The organism is Streptomyces sp. So13.3 (assembly GCF_005860785.2).
Lineage (GTDB): Bacteria > Actinomycetota > Actinomycetes > Streptomycetales > Streptomycetaceae > Actinacidiphila > Actinacidiphila fildesensis.
On record NZ_CP048835.1, the window covers coordinates 7,590,423 to 7,608,404 of the forward strand.

The following is a 17,982-nucleotide window of genomic DNA, read 5'->3' on the forward strand; positions in this document are numbered from 1 at the left end:
TGGTCCTCGTAGGCCGTACGTGCAGTCTCCCACGCTGCCTCCACCAGGCTGAAGGCCCCAGTGGAAACAATTCTGCCCCTGCTCGGCGTTGTTGATCTCGGTGCCGAGGAGGGGAAGGTGTCGGGTCTGAAGCTGTTCCAGACGACGAAAAGCGGCGTGACCGAGGTCGCGCCGCGTCTTGCTGAGGTCGAGGCGGATGGGCAGGGCCTCATCGAGGCGCACATGGAGACGCTGCTGGGTGTCCGTTTCCTGGCGAGCGAGTACGGCACAGGGCCGGTGCACGGGGGCCGGATCGACTCGCTCGGACTGGACGAGAACGGGTCGCCGGTCATATTGGAATTTAAGCGCGGGGTCGACGCAGGGGTGATCCATCAGGGGCTCTTCTATATGGCGTGGCTGATGGACCACCGGGCGGAGTTCGAACACCTGGTCCGCGACCGGCTCGGGGTGACGGCCGCGTCCCAGGTGCTGTGGAGCGGACCGCGCCTGATCTGTATCGCCGGCGACTTCACGCGCTACGACGTGCACGCCGTACGCGAGCACCGGAGGTCGATCGACCTGGTCCGCTACCGACTCTTCGGCAGCGACCTGCTCGGCCTTGAGACCGTGGCGTCCGTGAGCGGCGGGCCACAGGCACCCCGGCGTGCGCGTCGGCAGGCGGACGCACGGGCGGCAGCCGACGTTCCGGGTGCGTCGATGGTCGAGCTGGCGAACGCGGTCGATGAGGCGTTGCACGGTCTCGGGGACGGCGTGAACCGTGTTGAGCGCAAGCAGTACCGGGCGTATCAGCGTCTACGGAACTTCGCCTGTGTGTGGCCGCCCCAGCGGAGCAAGCTCCTGGTCTACTTGAAGGTCGACCCGAAGTATGTCGACCTCGTTCCCGGGTTCACCCGGGACGTATCCGGGCTCGGCCACCACGGGACGGGCGACTTGGAGGTGCAGCTCCGCACGGCGAGGGACGTGGAGCGTGCGCAGGATCTGTTCCGGGCGAGCTACGCCGCGGCGTGATCGCTTGATGGCACGGTGGCCGTGAGCGCTCGCGTTTGGTCTGTGGTCGTCGGGTGGTGCCTTTCGTCGTTCGGGCAGGTCGTGGCGGTGGACTATCAATGATGCGCGGGATCGCCGGTTTGGCTAACCGGCGATCCCGCGCTATGTTGCGCCGCTCTGACGTGCCGGTGATCAGCGGGTGGGACTGGTTGCGTGGATGCCTGTGACCGTCGAGATGGCCAGCGGCGTGATGCCATGGCTCGTCCGGCGTTCGCGGCCATCGGCCTGTGCCTGGCGGGTGCCGGTTCCGTGCGCGAGGTTCTCGGTGAGGTCGGCCAGCAGTGCGCTGGGGGTGCGCGGGGACGCGGTGAGGGTCCAGGTGGGGCGGTCGGGGTTCGGGCCGGCCCAGATGGTCCAGGTGGCGAGGTTTCGGGTCGGGTGCTGGGCGGCGAACGCATCGAACTGGACTCCCGCGTGTGCGGTGGGGGACGTCCAGCGGATCCAGCGCCCGTCCACGGTGTGCTTCCACCCGGCCTCTGCGAGGGGCTGCGTGGCGGCGGTGACGGTCTTTTCGTTCACTGGGGTGCCGACGGCTGTGTCCCAGCCGTCTCCGCCGGCGAGGTGCTCCAGCAGCTCGTGCAGCACGGGGGGGTGGCACCGGTTGCGGTGAGAATCCACATGCGGTCCGAGACCGGTGTCTCGTATGCAGCGACGGTCCAGGCGGTCTCGTGGGCGGGGGCGTCGTGGATGCGCTCGATGCGCAGGGTCTGGTCTTCGTGGATCGCGTGGGTCGTGTCGTCGGACCAGGTCCGCCACTTCGCCCAGTCGTCATGAGCGGCGAAGAATGCGTCTAGGAGAGCATCGTGGTCGCCGGCATCGGCGGCGTACGCCGGGACGGTTTCCGGTTCTGGTGTGGGCCGAGGTTCGACGCCGGGTATGGCGAAGGATGTGCGGGCCTGGACGGCGTCGCGCTCGGTATCGGTCATGGGAGCAGGGCCGGGCCGCATCGTGCCGCCATGGACTTTCTCGAAGGCGACCAGGGCCTGAGCGGGTGAGTCGAAGGTGTCGGCGACCTGCCGCAGGTGGTTCTCACCGTGGAGATAGACGCTCTTGCCGCCGCCGCTGAGGTAGGTGCCGACCGCGACGGTGGTGTGGCCGTCCTCGGCGTGGGCGTGGATCAGCAGGTGCCCGTGGCGGATGTCGTCGTAGATCGTCTGGGCTTCGTTGGAGACCTCGCGGATCTCGGCACGGGTGCACCAGGGCATCGGATGGTCGGCCCATGTCCAGTCTTCGTCCATGGCTTTGCGGAGCTGGGGGGTGATCTCGACGGTGATCCCGTCAGCGGCCAGTTGCTGGGCGGCCTGCTCAGCCCAGTATGGCTCCTCATGGTCGATGCGGGCTAGAACCAGGGTGTTGGTGGCGGCGACGTGCCAGTTGGCGGCCTCCAGGCCCACGTGGGGGATGTGGGCCTGGGTGCCGGTCAGGTGGGCGGTTACGGCGCTGGAGTGGGTGGGGTGGGTGTCGAGGAGGACGTTTGCGTCCAGGGAGGGGGTCGACATGAAGGCGGCTCTCTTCTGCCGGTCGCCGGGTCGCAAGTGGCCCGCCGTGCCCGGCTCGGGGGCTTAGCGGGAACTGCGGACGGCGGGCGGTGCTGTGGTCCGCGGCGGCCCGGCCCGGGGCACATGCGGGGTCCTGCGGGGTTTGGTGGGGCTGGGCGGAACCGCCGGCGCGGGTGTGGTGGCGTGCTGCCATCGGGTGCGTACGGCGGACAGGTCAGCGAGAGCGCGGCGGCTGCCCACGACGAGTTGGTTCGGCGTGATGGCCGGATCGTTGGTGAACGCCTCGATGATCTGGCTGGTGTGCTGAGCGGTGGCCAGCAGGGAGCGCTGCAGGACGCGCTCGCCCCAGTGGTCGGGGGAGCCGAGCGGTCCGTTGAGGAGGTCGAGCAGTTCGCGTGGGTCGGCTCCGGCGGTCAGCAGGCGTCGGTGCTGTGCCTCCCACAGCAGCGTGACGGGGTCGACGGGGGTGTCGCGTCGGATCAGGGCGTTCAGGCACTGCCACAGCCCGGCGTGCAGTGGGTGGGTGAAGTCGCCGGGCGTCAGCCACCGCATCTGCTCGATGACGGTGGGGAACGCGGTCGCGGTCGCGAGCAGCAACTGTTCCTCGCCGAGGGCCTCCTGGTTGGGGGGCGGCGTCGGCTCAGGAACGCGGGTGCGGTGCAGGGAGCCGGCGTGTGGGGGGAAGCGGGCGGCGATGTCGTCCAGCAGAGCGGCGAGGGTGTCGGCCTCGTCGAGGGTGGTGATCACGGGCTGCGGCAGTGAGGTGTCCCGGGCGGTGTGTCCGAGGTGTTGGGCGGCGGCGGCCAGACGGCGCCGGGCGTGCTCGGCCTCGATCATCTGCGCGTACGCGGGCGCGTGCCGGGGCCGTGGGCAGACCTGGATGAGGTGGTGCAGGTAGGTGGCGGTCAGGCCGGATGCTTGCTCGCGGGCGGCGCTGAGCACGGCATCGAGCCAGTGCGTGCTCTGCGTGTGGTCGACCGGGTCGGCCGCCGGCAGGGAGCTGATCGCGCGGAACACGGCGGCGTGTGCGGCGGTGGAGAACGCGTCGCGGCCGATGCCGGTCACTTCACCGAGGCGTTGGGGTTCGAGCAGGAGAGCGCAGAGGAGGGCCTGCTCGGCATGGAAAACCGGCGGCGGACCAGCGGTGGCGTCGAGGTCGTCATGGCCGGGTTCGGGGGTGTGGTGCATCAGGCGGCCAGGGTGAAGTCGTCGGGGTTGAGGAGAACGCCCAGGTGCGGGGCGAGGAGGTGGGCGGCGAGCAGTGGGGGTACGGCGTTGCCGATCTGTGAGAACTGCTGGCCCTTATTGCCGGCCCAGGGGTGGTCGGCGGGGAAGGTCTGCAGGATGCCGGCCTCGCGGGCGGTGATCCGGATCGGTTCCGGAACCGGAGTCAACGCTGCGTCTTCCCTTTGGGAGGCGGGGGGTTCAGCGATCCAGGTGCATTCGTTGGCGCGGTGCCCAAAGAACAGCGTCCCGGCGGGTTCGGACAGCGGCCGGATGGTGGCGTTGGTCTGGTTGTTGCTCCGCAGGGACCAGGACCAGACGGGCGCCTCGGCGGGTCCGGGACGGCTCTCGCGCGTCCCGAGCCGAGTTGTCCGGGACGGCAGCATGAAGCCGTCCGGCCGCGACGTCCAGGTACCGCGCTCACGCGAATGGGACAGAGCCTTGCGGGACCCGGAGGGAAACGGTTCGGGGCCACCACCGGGCCCACCGCCGGCGCAGACGGTGGGCACGGGCCGATCGGTGGCGCCCCACCCCAGGGCCTGGGCCATGCTGACCCAGCGGACGCGGCCCGGACCGAACAGCGAGTCGGGCTCGCCGACTTGGGCATGGGTCGGGGCAGGGGGCTGGGCTGTGCGGACCCGGGAGGCGAGCAGGATCGCCCGCCGTCTCGTCTGGGGCACGCCGTAGTCGGCGGCGTTGAGGATGCCCGTCCACACGCTGAATCCCCACGCCCGCAGCACGGCCGCGTACTGCTTCCACAAGGGCAGGACGTCCGGTACCTCCTCCATGGCCACCCACTCGGGCTCGCCGACGGTGTTCAGGGCGTGGAGGTAGCGCATCGGCTCCGCCGCGAGCAGGGAGCGCTCGTCGCGGCAGAGGGCCACGAGGCGTGCGCGTGTGTCGCGTCCGGCGGCGAGGTGATCGACGGCCTCGTGCACGAGCGGCTGGTCCAGCAGGCCAAGTCGTTTGCCGGCTGTGCTCCATGCCTGGCACGGCGGAGACGCGATCAGCCCGCGGGTCCGGCCGACAAAGGGCCACGTCGGATACCGCGCCACGTCCGTCCGCACGGTCAACAGGCCGGCCGCCCGACGGGTCTTGCTGGCCCACTCGTCCCACTCCAGACCCACGTCCTGAACCCCGAACACGGTCAGGGCCCTACTCCAGCCGCCCGGCCCCGCGAAGAGGTCCAAGATCACGTGGCCAGCTCGAAGTCGTCCTGTTCCGGCTCCGTCGCGGATCCGCGGCAGGACCACGGGGAGCACCCGTCAGCGGCTCCCTGCTCCAGTTCGTCCGCGTCCGTATCGGTGTCGCCGGATGACTGCGGGAGAGCTGCCCGTTCGGCGGCGGTGACGTGGTCGATCGGGGCCTGGTCGAGCGGCACGCGGGAACGGTGGAGGAATGCTTGCCCCAGGAGCCGGTTGCCGGTCGCATTGGCGCGGGCGTTGCCTTTGCGGATCGCGGCGTCGAACGCGACGACATCCGCCCACTCCGCCGGCGAGGTGTCCCGGATGCTTCGCCACTGCGCGTTGCCGTGGAAGGGGCAAGTTATTGAGAATCGAGACAGGTTCGTGACCTTTCGTCTGGGGGAGGGAGCGCCCTCCCGGGGCGGTTGGGGGGTGCGTGAGCGGGCGTGGTAGACACGCGGCATGGCTGCGTTTATGGCGTTCTTCGATGGTTCGACCACCACCTGGCGGGTCAGCTCAGCCGCCGTGACTTCTGGGATCACCGAACTTTGGGCGGAGGTCGAAGCCGGTCCGACGCAACGCAGTGAGGTATGTGCCTTCAGCTGGAGCTTCTGCACGGGCGAGGGCCCGGGCGAGGTGCTTCTGCCGGAGGATGGGACGGGCCTGTACTTGGACGCGGCCCTGGCAGACTCGGGGCAGGTCGCCTGCCTGCTTCGTCGGCTGATGCCGGATTCCGTTGAGCTGGTGTTCTGCGATCAGGGATACAACTTCGATGTTCGAGTCCAGCCGGGCGTCACCGCGGCGGAGCTCATCGCAGACGTGGATGCCCAACCCTGAGTGGATACCGTCCGCAGGCGATCGCGGCCTGGTGAAGGCGGCCGGTCTTGCTCAGCTGTTCCTCTCTCGGGAGATGGTGCCGGTGAGCTGGGTGAGGGGGATGAAGGCGGACTCGATGCCCAGTTCTTTGGGTGTGGGCCCCGCAGGTGTGGGGATGTCGGCCAGTCTCTCGACCAGCGCGGTGACGGCGTCGCGGTCACCTTCGAGTGCTTCGCGCTCGTCGTCGGTGAGGTCGACCTGTTCGAGCATCCTGTTGATGCCGTCCTTGACCGCGAGGAGCTGGCCCTTGGTCGACTCCTTGGGGACGTAGAAGGGACAGCGGGCGCAGGCCATGCGGTGGGGGCACTTGGCGAAGAAGTCGTAGCTGCAGTAGCCGTCGCCGAGGTCGTAGTACTTCCAAGGCTGTTCGCCGCCGGCGGCGGCGCCGGTGAGGATGCTGTCGCGGTCGATGAGGACCTCGATGGTGCGGATGTTGCGGGCGAAGTAGTCGGCTTTCCGGTAGGCGGCGGTCAGGGTTCGTTGGAGGATCTTGGCGTAGTAGCGGGTGCTGGCGGGGTGCTTGTGGCCGAGCCATTGCTGCAGGTCGCCGAGGGTGAGGGGGTCTCGGGCGTTGAGGAGCTGAGTGGCGATGGTGCTGCGGGCGCGGTGGCTGGTGAGGGCGCCGCGGGAGTCTTCGGCAGGGATGCCGGCTTTCTGGCAGAGGCCCGGGATGATGTTGTCGTTGAGGTAGGCGTTACCCACCAGTTGGCCGCGGTGGCAGAAGAGGTGCTGGCGGGGGAGGCCGGTCTTGCGGTCAGCGAGGTCGGGCTGGGGCGAGCGGACGAGTTTCCAGGCGTCGATCAGTTCTCCGACGAGGGGGTCGACGGGCTTGGCGAAGGGCCGGCTAATTTTGTTCCGCGGGATGTGCAGCAGACAGATGCGGTAGGTCTCGCCGCTCCGTTCGTCGGTTCCTTCGTCCCAGGTGATGCAGTCCAGGTCGAGGCGGCGCAGCTCGTCCATGCGGCAGCCGGCGAACAGCCAGACGCCGACCATGGCCCGGACCATCTCGATGGGGTAGTAGGTGGCCTGCCAGCCTGCTGAGCGGGCCCGCGGGGTGCCGTAGGGCTTGAGGTCCTCGCTGTTGAGCGTCAACCCGGCGGCCATGAGCTTGGCCCAGGTCGCGTCGTCGATGATCCGCGGGTTGGGTCCCATGAGTGCCCGGAGCGACAGCGGCATGCTCAACACCTGCCGCGGGTCGAACCTCGGCTTGATCCACTCCCATTCGATGAGGTCGTTGAAGAAGCCTCTGATGCTGTCGATCCGGTTGGCCTTCCCAGCGGGGCTCAGCGGCTGGCCGAAGCGGGAGCGGTTGCGGCTGTGACCGGCCCACTGCCCGACGTTGGCAGTCATCGTGTCGGCGATGTACTCGGCCGCGATGTCACGCGTCCAGTGCTCGGGAGCGACCGCCTCAGGGTGCTTCTCGGCTGCCCATCGGCCGGCGACCAGGATGGCCGAGAGCATCGACCGCTTTGTCCCGGGTTCGTGAGTGACCAGCCGCATCCACCGCAGAGCCGCATCCCGCCACGGGGACGGGACCGTGGCCAGGGCCGCGGTTTCCGGCCCGGCCTTGTCCTGGTTGGTGCGTAGAGGCGAGGAGATGATGCCCTTGTCGGCCAGGACGCGGGAGATCTTGAACAAGCCGCGCCGGCGGCTCGTCGCGCCGGTGGAGCGGTAGTGCTCCATCAGCTCTTCCAGGAGGGGTTCGCGCAGGTCCTCCAGGTGAGGGCTGTTGTTGCTCAGGAGCACGTCGATGGTCGTGTTGCGGACCTGCCAGGGCAGCAGGTGAGTGGAGTTACGCCAGGCGGTCAGGGTCTCCGCGATGGCATCGACCGCGGGCTGGATGGCCTGCGGGCCGAAGACGAGGTCCGCAAGCCGGGCCAGACTGGTGATGCCGGCGGTGCCGTGCAAGCGGTGGTGCCCACCGAGCTGGTGGCCCAGAGCCGCGAAATGAAACCGGAAGGCCCCGGCCTCCGCTGAGGCCTCTGCCCAGGTTTCCTCGTCCCAGGTCCAGTACGGCCTCTGCTGCCGGTGGACCTCCTTCAACAAGCGAAACCGCGCCGAGCGTGCCTTGCCCGGATCCCAGGCGGAGGTGACCTCATCGATCGGGATGATCAGGCGTGCCAGCTCCGCCGCTGCCCGGGCGTGCATCGCATTCAACGGGGCGATGTGCTCCAGTGCGGTCACCTCCTTCGGTATGAGACCGGGCAGCAGGTGCATGGTCAGCCGGTGGCCGGGGGTGTGGTTCACGGTGTCTCCAGAAGACGGGCGAGGAGTCGCTCGCGGTCGGCGTGGAGGGTGGTGTTGGCCCGGTGGAAACGTGCTGCGAGCTCACGTCCGGACAGGTGGATGTAGCGCATGGTCGTAGCCAGGTCGCGATGGCCGGCGTACTGGGCGATCTGATCGATGGTCCAGTCGGCCCGGGCCAGGTCCGTCAGCCGCAGGTGCCGGAACGTGTGCGTGGAAAGGCGGCTGACACCGGACGTGCTGCTGAGACGTTCGACGATCTTCGACCAGCTCGACGCTCCGAGCGGACCGCCCGGGTTCCGGTTCGACGTCGACCGCAACAGCGGCCCTCCGACCCTGCCGACCGAACTGCGTCGCTCGGACAGGTAGGCCATGAATAGCTGCCCCGTCGCCTCCCCGTAGGTGACTTCCCGCGACCGCTTGGACTTCGTCGTCTCCGCCCTCAGCCGGATGAGGCTGTAGGCGGGATCGAAGTCGTCGCCGGACAACTGGACGAGTTCCTCGCGCCGTAGAGCGCCGTCATAGGCGAGCGAGACCATCAGGCGGTTCCGCAGCGGCTCGGCACGAGCAGCCTCCAGGATCCGCTGCCAATCGGCCTCCGTCGGTATCCACGGCGCCTGCTCGATACGCCGCACCAGACCCCGCTTGGGCCGGCGCCCTCGTCTGGCCGCCTGCCCGCGCCGAACCGGGTTCCGCTCCCGCAGTCCGTCCTCCACCAGGAACTCGTAGAAGGAACGGACTGCCACGAGCCGCTGCTGCACCGTCGCGTTCGCCAGCCCCGGCCCCGCCCGACTGGCGCCCTTCCCCCGCGGCCGGCCAGGCGGGCGCTCCAACATCTCCCCGACCCACGCCGCCACCGTGTCCGCCTTCGCGTACAGCGGCTCCGTACCCTCCGCGGCGCAGAACCGCAGATGGTCCTCCACCGCGCGGCCGTACGCGTCGATCGTGTTCGGCGCCCGCCCGATGTTGGCCATGAACTGCAGCCACCTGCGGGCTTCTTGGTCCGCTGCCAGGGTAGGGAACTTGTCCCACGGGACATCGACCATGGCTCCAAGCTAGCCCCGGTCGATTCCACATAATACCGATGCCGACACTCTCGCCTCCCAGACGTGCTGCGTCACGTGGTCAGGATCTGCTCCGTTTCGATGGTGGGGTCGATGACTATCTTGGCGTGCGCTTCGGGGTCAGCGAGGGCCGTGAAAGCGTGGTTGACGCCGGCGAGCCCCACCCTTCCGGTGACCAGGTGCGAGGCATCGAGGGTTCCGTCGGCGAGTGCGTGGAGGGTGTCGCGGAACTCCAGCGGGGTGTAACCGACGACGAACCGCAGATCGAGCTCCTTGTTGACGGCCAGTGAGGGCCGGATCGTGTCGGACCCCATGCAGACGCCCACGACGACAACGCGCGAATGCAGCGGTGCCGCCGCCATGACACCGTCGAGCATTCCGGGAACGCCGACGCACTCGAAGACCACCGGGCGCTTCCGTCGGGTCACGCCCACCTTGTCCAGGGCCCGCCAGGTGACCCACCAGGGCACCGGAAGCCGCTGCATGCTTTCGATGGCGTCGATGCCGGCGCCGTACTCCTCGGGCATCGTAGTCATGAAGCCGTGGCCGTCGCCCATCGCCTTCCAGGGCGTTTCGACGCTGGGATCGACCACGATGTCCGCTCCGCAGCTCTTCGCGAGCGCCCGTCGGCCTGCGGAGTAGTCGCTTGCGATCACGGTGGCCACCCCGCGGGACTTGAGCACGGAGATGACCGCGAGCCCCACCGGGCCGCAGCCGAGGACGATCGCGGTGTCTTTGCGTGTCACGTCGCCGCGGTTGACGGCGTGCCAGGCCACCGCCATGGGCTCGGTGAGCGCGGCGATATCGGGGCGCAGGCCGTTGGGGACGGGCAGGGTGAGCGACTCCTGGACGACGACCTGCTCGCCGTACCCGCCCGGGGCGTCGGCGGACAGGCCGATGCCGTCGACCTGGTGCCCGTACCGGACCAGGGGGACAGCGACCACCGGTGTGCCGGGCTTGATCCGGCCTGAGGTCCAGGGGCCGTATTCGACGACCTCGCCGTAGATCTCGTGCCCCATGACCACGCGCTGCTCCGAGCGCATGTAGCGCGGGTAGCCGCACACATCGAGCGTGTCGGCGAGCTCGTCACCGTGTAGACGGGCATGCAGGTCCGAGCCGCAGATCCCGCATCGCCGCACATCGAGCAGCAGTTGGCCGGCCCTGGGGCGCGGGGCGGGCAGGTCGACCAGTTCCAGCCGGCCCTGGATGATGACCGTGGCCTTCATGACGCGTCCTCGGTCATGACGGGGTGCCGTCGTCCGGATCGGGGCGGGGGCGGGGCGAGATGATACGCGTCCGGCTTCCACCGGGTGGCCTGGCGGCGGAACGCGAAGGTCCAGTCGGGGTAGAGGGTGGCGTTGCGGCCGTTCGCGTCGCGGTAGAACGTCTGGCAGCCGCCCGTCTCCCACACCGTCGTGGCCAGCTTGCGGTCGAGTTCGGCGTTGTACACGTCGTGGACCCGCTGGTCCACTTCGATGCTGGCCGCGCCGGAGAGGTCGAGGGCGCGGATGGCGTTCTTCACGTGTTCGGCCTGCGCCTCGATCATGTAGACCATCGAGCTGTGTCCCAGGCCGGAGTTGGGGCCGAGGAACATGAAGAAGTTCGGGAAGCGCGGAACCGACACGCCGAGGTACGCGCGCGGCGAGCCCGCCCAGACGGTGCTCATCGACTCGCCGCCGCGTCCGCGCACCTTGTCGGCGAAGGGGATGTCGGTGACGTGGAAGCCGGTGCCGAAGACGATGGTGTCGACCTCGCGTTCCATGCCGGCGGAGTCGATCACGCTGCGCTCGCGGATCTCGCGCAGCGCCCGGGGAACGAGTTGCACGTTCGGCCTCTGCAGGGCGGGATACCAGGTGTTGGAGGGGACGATCCGCTTGCATCCCAGGGTGAAGTCCGGTGTGAGGGCACGGCGCAGCGCCGGATCCCGCACCTGTCGTTCCAGGTGCTTGGCGGCGACGTTCTGGAGCACCTTCATCAGTCGCGGACGTTTGACGAAGCCGAGTACCAGCAGTTCCTTGGCGGCGTACACCTTGGCGCGTTCGATCTTCTGGCGCAGCGGGCGGGCCCGGAACTTCGCGCGCTCGGCGTCGGTGATGGACCGCTTGTCGTGGGGGGTGATCCAGGGGGCGCTGCGCTGGAAGACGAAGAGCCGGCCGGTCCGGTCGGCGATCTCGGGGACGTACTGGATCGCGGAGGCGCCCGTGCCGATCGAGGCGACCCGCTCGCCGGTCAGGTCATGGTCGTGGTCCCAGCGCGCCGAGTGCATGATCGTGCCCTGGAAGCGGTCGATGCCGGGGACGTCGGGGAGCTTGGGCTCGGTGAGTGGGCCCACGGCGCTGACCAGGACCTGCGCCGTCCACGGTCCGGTGTTCGTCGTGACGTGCCAGAGCCGGTCGTCCTCGTCCCAGCGTGCTTCTTCGACCTCGATCCCGGTGCGCAGGTGCGGGCGCAGTCCGAAGCGGTCCAGGCAGTGCCGCAGGTACTCCTGGATCTCGGGCTGCGGTGAGTAGGTGGAGGTCCAGTCGGGATTGGGGGCGAAGGAGAAGGAGTACAGGTGGGAGGGGACGTCGCAGCGGCATCCGGGATAGGTGTTGGAGTGCCACACTCCGCCGACGTCGGATCCGCGTTCGAGGATGCGGAAGTCGGTGAACTTCGACTTCCGCAGTGCGCGTCCGAGCGCGATGCCGGAGAAGCCGCTGCCGACGATGAGTACTTGAGCGTGCTGAACCACGGAGTGTCATCCTTCTGTGTGCGTCGTGCCGATCGCTGTGCGCGCCATGCCCCGGCTTCGCGGGAGCGCGGCGGTGGGGGACTGCCGGGGGAGAAGTACACCCGCGGTCCCCGCACGCGCCGTCGGATCGTCCGGGCTGCCTCGGCGTCAGGCCGACTGCGTGAGCCGGCTCAGTTCCAGGTCCACGGCCCGCTGGTGTGCTTCGGCGTCCTCGCGCGCCCGGCGCGGGCTCCACCGGCCCTTCATGGCGAAGACGAACGGCAGGAACAGGATCTGTCCGCCCATGCAGACCAGCCACCAGTCACGCCACTGTGCGGGACCCTCCGCGGACGCCTTCTGGACCTTGGCTCCGTACTCCTGGAGGATCTTGAGCTGGGGCTGCGCCTTCTGGACGAGGGCCAGGTCGGCCGGTCCCACCTCCTTCACCGCTCTGGTCTGCAGCTCCAGCGGGGCCTGACCCGGCGGATGCGCCGCGAGTTCGGCGAACAGACTCGGGTGGGCGTTCACCACGGCGAGGGCGGGACCGGCCTGCGCCTGCGCGGCCTGGACCTCGTGACCGTGCTCGACGATCGGCGTCACCGAGGTCACCGCTATCGGCAGGACCGCGGCGGACACGGCGACCACCACCCGCAGGATCCACCCCCACACCGCCAGCCCCGTCGCGGTGGCCGCCGGGTCGTGCCGCTCGACGGTCTCGGTGAAGGCCGCCATCCACGGCCCGTACGTCAACCCGCTGAACAGACCCATGGCCACGAAAAGCCAGGCGAACGTGTAGTACCCGGTGTCCTGGCTGGTGGCCAGTGAGGCGAACACCGCGGTACAGGCCACGGATCCGACACCGCCCACGATCATGAGGGGCTTGCGCACCCGCAGCCGGTCGGAGACGACTCCCGCCGCGATCAGCGCGACGGCGCTCGGCGCCCAGTACCAGTTGGCGAGGGCGTTGGCCCGCTGTTCGCTGTAGCCGTAGAGGGCCGAGTAGTAGATCACGAGGTTGCCGACCGCCGCGTAGTAGAACAGCAGGTAGACGCTGATGGCGAAAGCCGGCCCGACGATGCCGGGGCGCAGCATCTGCCGCCAGTGACCGGAGCCCGGTGACCGGGGCTCGGCGCCCTGCGCGCGGGCCTCGACCAGAGCGCGGTCGTGCAAGCTCACCATGACCTGGTCCCGCAGCCCGGGAGAGAGTTCCCGCAGTCCGAACAGGGCGACGACGAAGACGACGAGGGCCGCCACTCCCGCGTAGCGCAGTTCGTCCTGCCAGGTGGAGGTGTCGAGCGTCGCGCTGGTCACCGTGGTGACGACGAGGCTGCCCAGGACCGGGCCCATAGTCCATGACCCCATGGCGGTGGCGCGGCCGAGCTGCGGTGAGAAGTCACGGATGAGAGCGGGCGTCGCGACGAGGACGATGCCCTCGATGAAGTACAGGGCCCCGAACAGCACCAGGTACATCGTCTTGTTCGGTGCGCTCGGCAGGAGCAGGACGAGGACGGCTGCGAGCAGCACGCCGTAGACCACCATGTTGGCCCGGCCCCACCGGTCCGCCAGGCCTGCCACCAGGGAGGCGACAGCGCCGATCCCATTGCCCAGCACCGACAGCATGATGAAGTAGCCGAACGTCATGTCGTAGTGCGCCATGATCGACGTGGCGACGGCGTACTGGATGTACAGCAGGTAGTACAGCACCACCGTGGTGATGACGACGATCCCGAGGTACGTGTAGCGACGTGCCGGTCGCGGATAGGCGGGCAGGTCGCGATTCCACAGTCGGGAGACCACCCCCGGTGGGGTCTCGTCCATGACGAGGGATGGGACGGACACGCGGCGGCTCCTACGGTGAGAGATGTGCCGGGCTGGAGAGCGGTTCGGGAGATCGCGGGGGTGAGATCACAGGTGTGAGATCGCAGGTGTCCGGACGGCCGGAACGCTCCCGCGCGGCTCTCCCCGGGCAGATCCGTGCGGCGCCGCGGTGCGCCGTGGATCGCCGGGAGGGCGGTGTGGCAAGCAGTATGTGAGCGGGTCCGGTGGGCGCGCAAGGTTCTGGAACGCACGAGTTCCAGATTTATTCGGCCGTTCGCCGCACCAGTGACTATGGTCGGAGCGCGGGCCGTCCGCTGGAGCGGGAGGATGCGGGTTGGGGAAGGGGAAACGGGTTGAGCGAGCGAGCGGCGGGCGAACGGGTGCGGGGCGAGACCTACGGGGGGCAGTCCCGGGAGGCACGCGCTGCCGACCGGGGTGAACGCCTCATCGGGGCGGGCCTGGAACTCTTCGCCGCGCGCGCGTTCGACGACGTCACCGTGGCCGACGTCTGCACGCGCGCGAAGGTGTCGAAGCGCTACTTCTACGAACATTTCACCGACCGTGAGGCCCTGCTGCTCGCGGTGCACCGGCGGCAGAACGACTGGCTGCTCGCCGGTCTGGCCGCGGCGGCGCCGGAGGAACCCGCCGACCTCGCGGCACTGCTGCGGCCGATGATGACGACGCTGGTGCACCTGCTCGCCGATCACCCGGACTCTGCACGGGTCATCTACATCAACGCCCCGCGCATGGAACTGCGGCGCCGTGGCCTGCTGCGCAAGGATGCCGACCTGTTCGGCCAGCTCATTCGCCGAACCCTGCCTGAACCGCACGACGTCCTGCGCCACGACCGAGTACTGCTGGGGTTGGTGGCCGGTGTAACCGAGGTTCTGATCGACTGGCTGCAGCGGGGGATGGCGGATGACCCCGACGTGCTGGCCGACCACCTCACCGGCTTCGCCCTCGCGCTCTTGGTCAGCCCCGACGAGTGACGACCGCCCTGACCCGGGGAACCGAGAGGAAACTGCGCAGGGGAGGGGGCCAGTGACATGAGCGTGCGGCAAACACGCCGCAACACGCCCTTTTCGGAAGGGCGTGGCCGCGGACTGCACTTCCCATCTACCCAGGAGATCATTCCCGGCTTCAGAGCGGCTACGAAATCCAGTTCAGCTCAGCCCATCAGTGGACGGCGAACGACCGCACGGTTCTGATGGGCCGCTTCGCCCGATACCTCAAGACCCTGCTGCTCCATCTGACCGACCAAATCTGAAGGAGGTGGCCGGTGGTCTCCTCCGCGAGGGAGCCGCGCGGTGTCGCCATGCCGAAGCCGCCTCCCGCTGCTATGCCGCAGCTGCCCGGAGGGCGCCGGCGGGTACGGCGGCTCCTACCAGGTCAACCTGGATGACGAAGAAGCCGTCGGGCTGGGCGGCGTGGAACTGATCCGTGCCTCGCTGAGGAAGGCAGCTCGGCTCGAAGGTCATCACGCTCGGGCCGGCTATTCGGTAGGTGCTCCGGAGGCTGATGAGCGACAAGCACTCGGTCAACGTCAGCGGCGCCCGCTGTCAAGTCGCGTGGCAGGTAGATGCAACGGCGTGAGGGCATCAGGGCTTTTCGTGCATAAGGTGATCAGCCGCCGTTGTCAGGCTCGCTGGACGCCGTGGTAGCCGCGGCACGCGATATAAGGTCTTCAGTCGGCCGTCATCGGCTTCAGTCCTCGAAGTACGTTTCATCATCGGACGCCGGCGGCGGGACGAGGATGCTCTGCACGGCGGGCCCCGCGAGGGCGATCAGCGCTTCGCGGTCCGCTCCGGTGAGCGTCGGGACGCCGACGACGCCTCGTCCTACGATGAGCCCGACGAGCATCGACGAGGCGATTCCCACTCTGAGCGTCGCGTCGTCGACCGCGCGCGACGTGAGAGCGTCGACGAGCAGACGTTCCTCCAGGAACTCCCGCAGCAGTCCGTTGGCCTGGTCATTCACGATGGCGCCGCGGAGCATCGCCATGAGCGGTTCCGAACTGCGCGCGTCTCCCTCCCACACATCAAGGAAGGCGCGGACCACGCGCTCGCCCAGGTGATCGTCGGTCCCTTCGAATGCGGCGCTGAAGCGCGTCAGAGCGTCCTGGGGGATGGACAGCACAGCGGCGAACAGCTCGTCTTTCGACCGGAAGAACTGCATCACCAGCGACGCGTCCACCCCGGCGTCGACCGCGACCCTTCGGATGGTCGTCGCGGTGAAGCCGTCGGCCGCGAACCGGGCCCTGGCCGCGTCGAGGATCGCCTGACGGGTCGTGCTCGTCCCAGGCCGGCGTCCGCGGCGCCCGGCCGCGGCGGTATTCGTGTGCGCAGTCATGCCCCAAAACTACCGCCCGAATGAATCTCAACAGATGTTGAGATATGACGTCGACGGGGCTACGCTCGCAGTGCGGCCACAGCCCGTTACGGGAACAGAGACGCGAGGCGCTCCCATGAGTGAAATCCAGAAGGTGTTCATGCCGTCCGACCCGCTGGAGTCGGGTGATCGGTACGGGATTCTGAGTGGCTTCGACCCCGGAACCCGCACGCTGGAGGCGGGGTTTAGGATCGCGCCGCCGTTCAAGCCGTTGCCCGTCGACACCGTGCTCGAAAAAGACATCGCCGTCACACTGCGTGACGGTGTGACCATCCGTGTCGATGTGCTGCGACCCGCCGGCGCTGAGAAGGTGCCGGTTATCGTCGCGTGGAGCCCGTATGGCAAGGGCCAGGGAACCTCTGCCAGCGTGATGGGTGTGTTCGGTCTGGTCGGACTGGACAACGGAATCGTGTCCGGGCTCGAGAAGTTCGAGGGCCCCGACCCGGCGTACTGGTGCGCGCAGGGCTACGCGATCTGCAACCCGGACGTCCGGGGTGTGGCTGACTGCGAAGGTGACAGTGTCCTCTGGGACCGCCTGGAAGGCCGGGACTGCTACGACTTGATCGAGTGGCTGGGCGTCCAGGAGTGGTGTACGGGCAAGGTCGCGATGAGCGGGACCTCCTACCTCGCGGTCTCGCAGTGGTTCACCGCCGCCGAACAGCCCCCGCACCTGGCGGCGATCAACCCGTGGGAGGGCGTGAGTGATGTCTACCGCGATCTGGTGATGCGCGGTGGCGTGCCCGACCACGGGTTCGCTCGCCAGCTCCGCGACCACAGCTTTCGGGGCAGGGGACGCAAGGAGGACATCATCGCGGAAGCCGAACGCCACCCCCTGGTGGACGACTTGTGGGAGCAGAAAATCCCACTCTTCGATCGGATCACCGTGCCGTCGTACGTCGTCGCCAGCTACTCCAACACGCTGCACACCGCGGGAACGTTTCGCGCATGGCGCCGAATGGCGTCCGCGGAGAAGTGGCTGCGCATCCACAACAGCCAGGAATGGCCCGACTACTACGACGAGGCGAACAGGGAGGACCTGCGCCGGTTCTTCGACCACTTCCTCAAGGGCGAGGACAACGGCTGGGAGAACACGCCCCGGGTGCGCTACTCCGTGCTCGATCTCCAGGGCGGCGACCGGGTAAACGTCCCGGCCGACCAGTTCCCGCCGGCGGACGTCACGCCGACGAAGTACTATCTCGACGGCCTGTCGCGAACCTTGGGGCCTGTGGCGCCGACCGTCGGGGCGACGGCGGGCTACGCCGTGGGGTCCAACCCGGACACCGTGTCCTTCGTGACGCGTTTCGAGCGGGAGACCGTGCTGGTCGGGTATCCCAAAGCGCACCTGTGGGTCGAGGTGGAGGCGGCGGACGACATGGACCTGTTCCTCCTCGTTCAGAAGCTCGACGCGCACGGCACGCCACTGCAGCAGTTCACCGTGCCCAACCAGGGCGCGCGGGTCCACGACGTCACCGAACGCGGTGGCTCGATCCTGCGGTACAAGGGGGCGGACGGACGGCTGCGCGTCTCGATGCGCCACCTGGACGAGAAGCTGTCGACCGAGGACGTCCCCGCCCACAGCTTCGACCGGGTCGAGAAGCTCTCACCCGACGAGGTCGTCGAGGTCGAGATCGACCTTCTCCCGGTCGGTCTCGTGTTCTACCCGGGCGAACAACTTCGCCTCGTCATCAGCAGCCGCTCGCTCCTGGGTCCGATGATGCCCGGGATCCGTGAGTACACCACCCCACACGGCGGAGAACACGTCATCCACACCGGCGCCGATCGCGCCTCGTATCTGCAACTGCCGGTGAAACCGGCTTGATCCCGATGGCGGACCGAGCCTTGCGGTTCGCGGACCCCCCGAGCGTGCGCGGCCACGCGGTTCCGCACCCGGGATTCCCCGCAGACCACGAGCCGGAGCCAGTTCCCTG

At 68.7% G+C, this 17,982-nt stretch carries 14 protein-coding genes and 1 pseudogene; 4 read left to right on the forward strand and 11 right to left on the reverse strand.

The genetic code is table 11. The features are described 5' to 3' along the window. Positions 1 to 117: 117 nt before the first annotated feature. On the forward strand, positions 118 to 1,008 hold the full coding sequence (locus C8250_RS34050) for a DUF5655 domain-containing protein (protein ID WP_138353698.1): 891 nt from the start codon (positions 118 to 120) through the stop codon (positions 1,006 to 1,008). A 171-nt stretch (positions 1,009 to 1,179) separates the two neighbouring features. On the opposite strand, the gene C8250_RS44955 is transcribed toward C8250_RS34050, so the two are convergent. The 5 genes and pseudogenes from C8250_RS44955 to C8250_RS34070 form a co-directional block, all read right to left on the reverse strand. After that, positions 1,180 to 1,566, reverse strand: a complete 387-nt coding sequence (locus C8250_RS44955) for a DUF317 domain-containing protein (RefSeq protein WP_307811592.1) — start codon at positions 1,564 to 1,566, stop codon at positions 1,180 to 1,182. After that, complete coding sequence (locus C8250_RS34055; protein ID WP_306665070.1) at positions 1,563 to 2,546, reverse strand: hypothetical protein; 984 nt, start codon at positions 2,544 to 2,546, stop codon at positions 1,563 to 1,565. Before C8250_RS34055 ends, C8250_RS44955 begins: the two co-directional genes overlap by 4 nt. 63 nt (positions 2,547 to 2,609) lie before the next feature. Then, the gene (locus tag C8250_RS34060) at positions 2,610 to 3,734 is read right to left on the reverse strand and encodes a DnaB-like helicase N-terminal domain-containing protein (RefSeq protein WP_138353632.1); all 1,125 of its coding nucleotides are present in this window, start codon (positions 3,732 to 3,734) and stop codon (positions 2,610 to 2,612) included. After that, entirely contained in the window at positions 3,734 to 4,966 is a 1,233-nt protein-coding gene (locus tag C8250_RS34065; RefSeq protein WP_138353633.1) for a DNA cytosine methyltransferase, read from the reverse strand. Before C8250_RS34065 ends, C8250_RS34060 begins: the two co-directional genes overlap by 1 nt. Further along, positions 4,963 to 5,313 (reverse strand): annotated as a pseudogene (locus tag C8250_RS34070) (hypothetical protein); the annotation flags it as partial. The gene C8250_RS34065 and the pseudogene C8250_RS34070, both read right to left, overlap by 4 nt. A gap of 103 nt (positions 5,314 to 5,416) precedes the next feature. Between C8250_RS34070 and C8250_RS34075 the strand changes: the two are divergent. After that, positions 5,417 to 5,791 (forward strand): hypothetical protein, encoded by a 375-nt coding sequence (locus tag C8250_RS34075; RefSeq protein ID WP_138353634.1) that lies wholly within the window; start codon positions 5,417 to 5,419, stop codon positions 5,789 to 5,791. A 51-nt stretch (positions 5,792 to 5,842) separates the two neighbouring features. On the opposite strand, the gene C8250_RS34080 is transcribed toward C8250_RS34075, so the two are convergent. The 5 genes from C8250_RS34080 to C8250_RS34100 all read right to left on the reverse strand — a co-directional run bounded on the left by C8250_RS34080 (position 5,843) and on the right by C8250_RS34100 (position 13,687). Continuing rightward, positions 5,843 to 8,077 carry a tyrosine-type recombinase/integrase gene (locus C8250_RS34080; RefSeq protein ID WP_244809523.1) on the reverse strand — a complete coding sequence of 745 codons (2,235 nt, stop codon included), beginning with the start codon at positions 8,075 to 8,077 and terminating at the stop codon, positions 5,843 to 5,845. Further along, complete coding sequence (locus C8250_RS44535) at positions 8,074 to 9,120, reverse strand: site-specific integrase (RefSeq protein WP_138353635.1); 1,047 nt, start codon at positions 9,118 to 9,120, stop codon at positions 8,074 to 8,076. The genes C8250_RS34080 and C8250_RS44535 overlap by 4 nt, the downstream gene beginning before the upstream one ends. Before the next feature lie 71 nt (positions 9,121 to 9,191). Further along, the gene (locus tag C8250_RS34090) at positions 9,192 to 10,364 is read right to left on the reverse strand and encodes a zinc-binding dehydrogenase (protein WP_138353636.1); all 1,173 of its coding nucleotides are present in this window, start codon (positions 10,362 to 10,364) and stop codon (positions 9,192 to 9,194) included. After that, positions 10,361 to 11,869 (reverse strand): NAD(P)/FAD-dependent oxidoreductase, encoded by a 1,509-nt coding sequence (locus tag C8250_RS34095; protein ID WP_138353637.1) that lies wholly within the window; start codon positions 11,867 to 11,869, stop codon positions 10,361 to 10,363. Before C8250_RS34095 ends, C8250_RS34090 begins: the two co-directional genes overlap by 4 nt. A 147-nt stretch (positions 11,870 to 12,016) precedes the next feature. After that, entirely contained in the window at positions 12,017 to 13,687 is a 1,671-nt protein-coding gene (locus tag C8250_RS34100) for an MFS transporter (protein ID WP_244809525.1), read from the reverse strand. A gap of 203 nt (positions 13,688 to 13,890) precedes the next feature. On the opposite strand from C8250_RS34100, the gene C8250_RS34105 reads away from it, so the two are divergent. Next, positions 13,891 to 14,655 carry a TetR/AcrR family transcriptional regulator gene (locus tag C8250_RS34105; RefSeq protein WP_198359439.1) on the forward strand — a complete coding sequence of 255 codons (765 nt, stop codon included), beginning with the start codon at positions 13,891 to 13,893 and terminating at the stop codon, positions 14,653 to 14,655. Positions 14,656 to 15,370: 715 nt separating this feature from the next. Here C8250_RS34105 and C8250_RS34110 read toward each other — a convergent pair. Further along, positions 15,371 to 16,015, reverse strand: a complete 645-nt coding sequence (locus C8250_RS34110; RefSeq protein ID WP_138353639.1) for a TetR family transcriptional regulator — start codon at positions 16,013 to 16,015, stop codon at positions 15,371 to 15,373. Positions 16,016 to 16,130: 115 nt separating this feature from the next. Here C8250_RS34110 and C8250_RS34115 point away from each other — a divergent pair, with 115 nt between their 5' ends. Continuing rightward, entirely contained in the window at positions 16,131 to 17,873 is a 1,743-nt protein-coding gene (locus C8250_RS34115; protein WP_138353640.1) for a CocE/NonD family hydrolase, read from the forward strand. Positions 17,874 to 17,982: the final 109 nt, after the last annotated feature.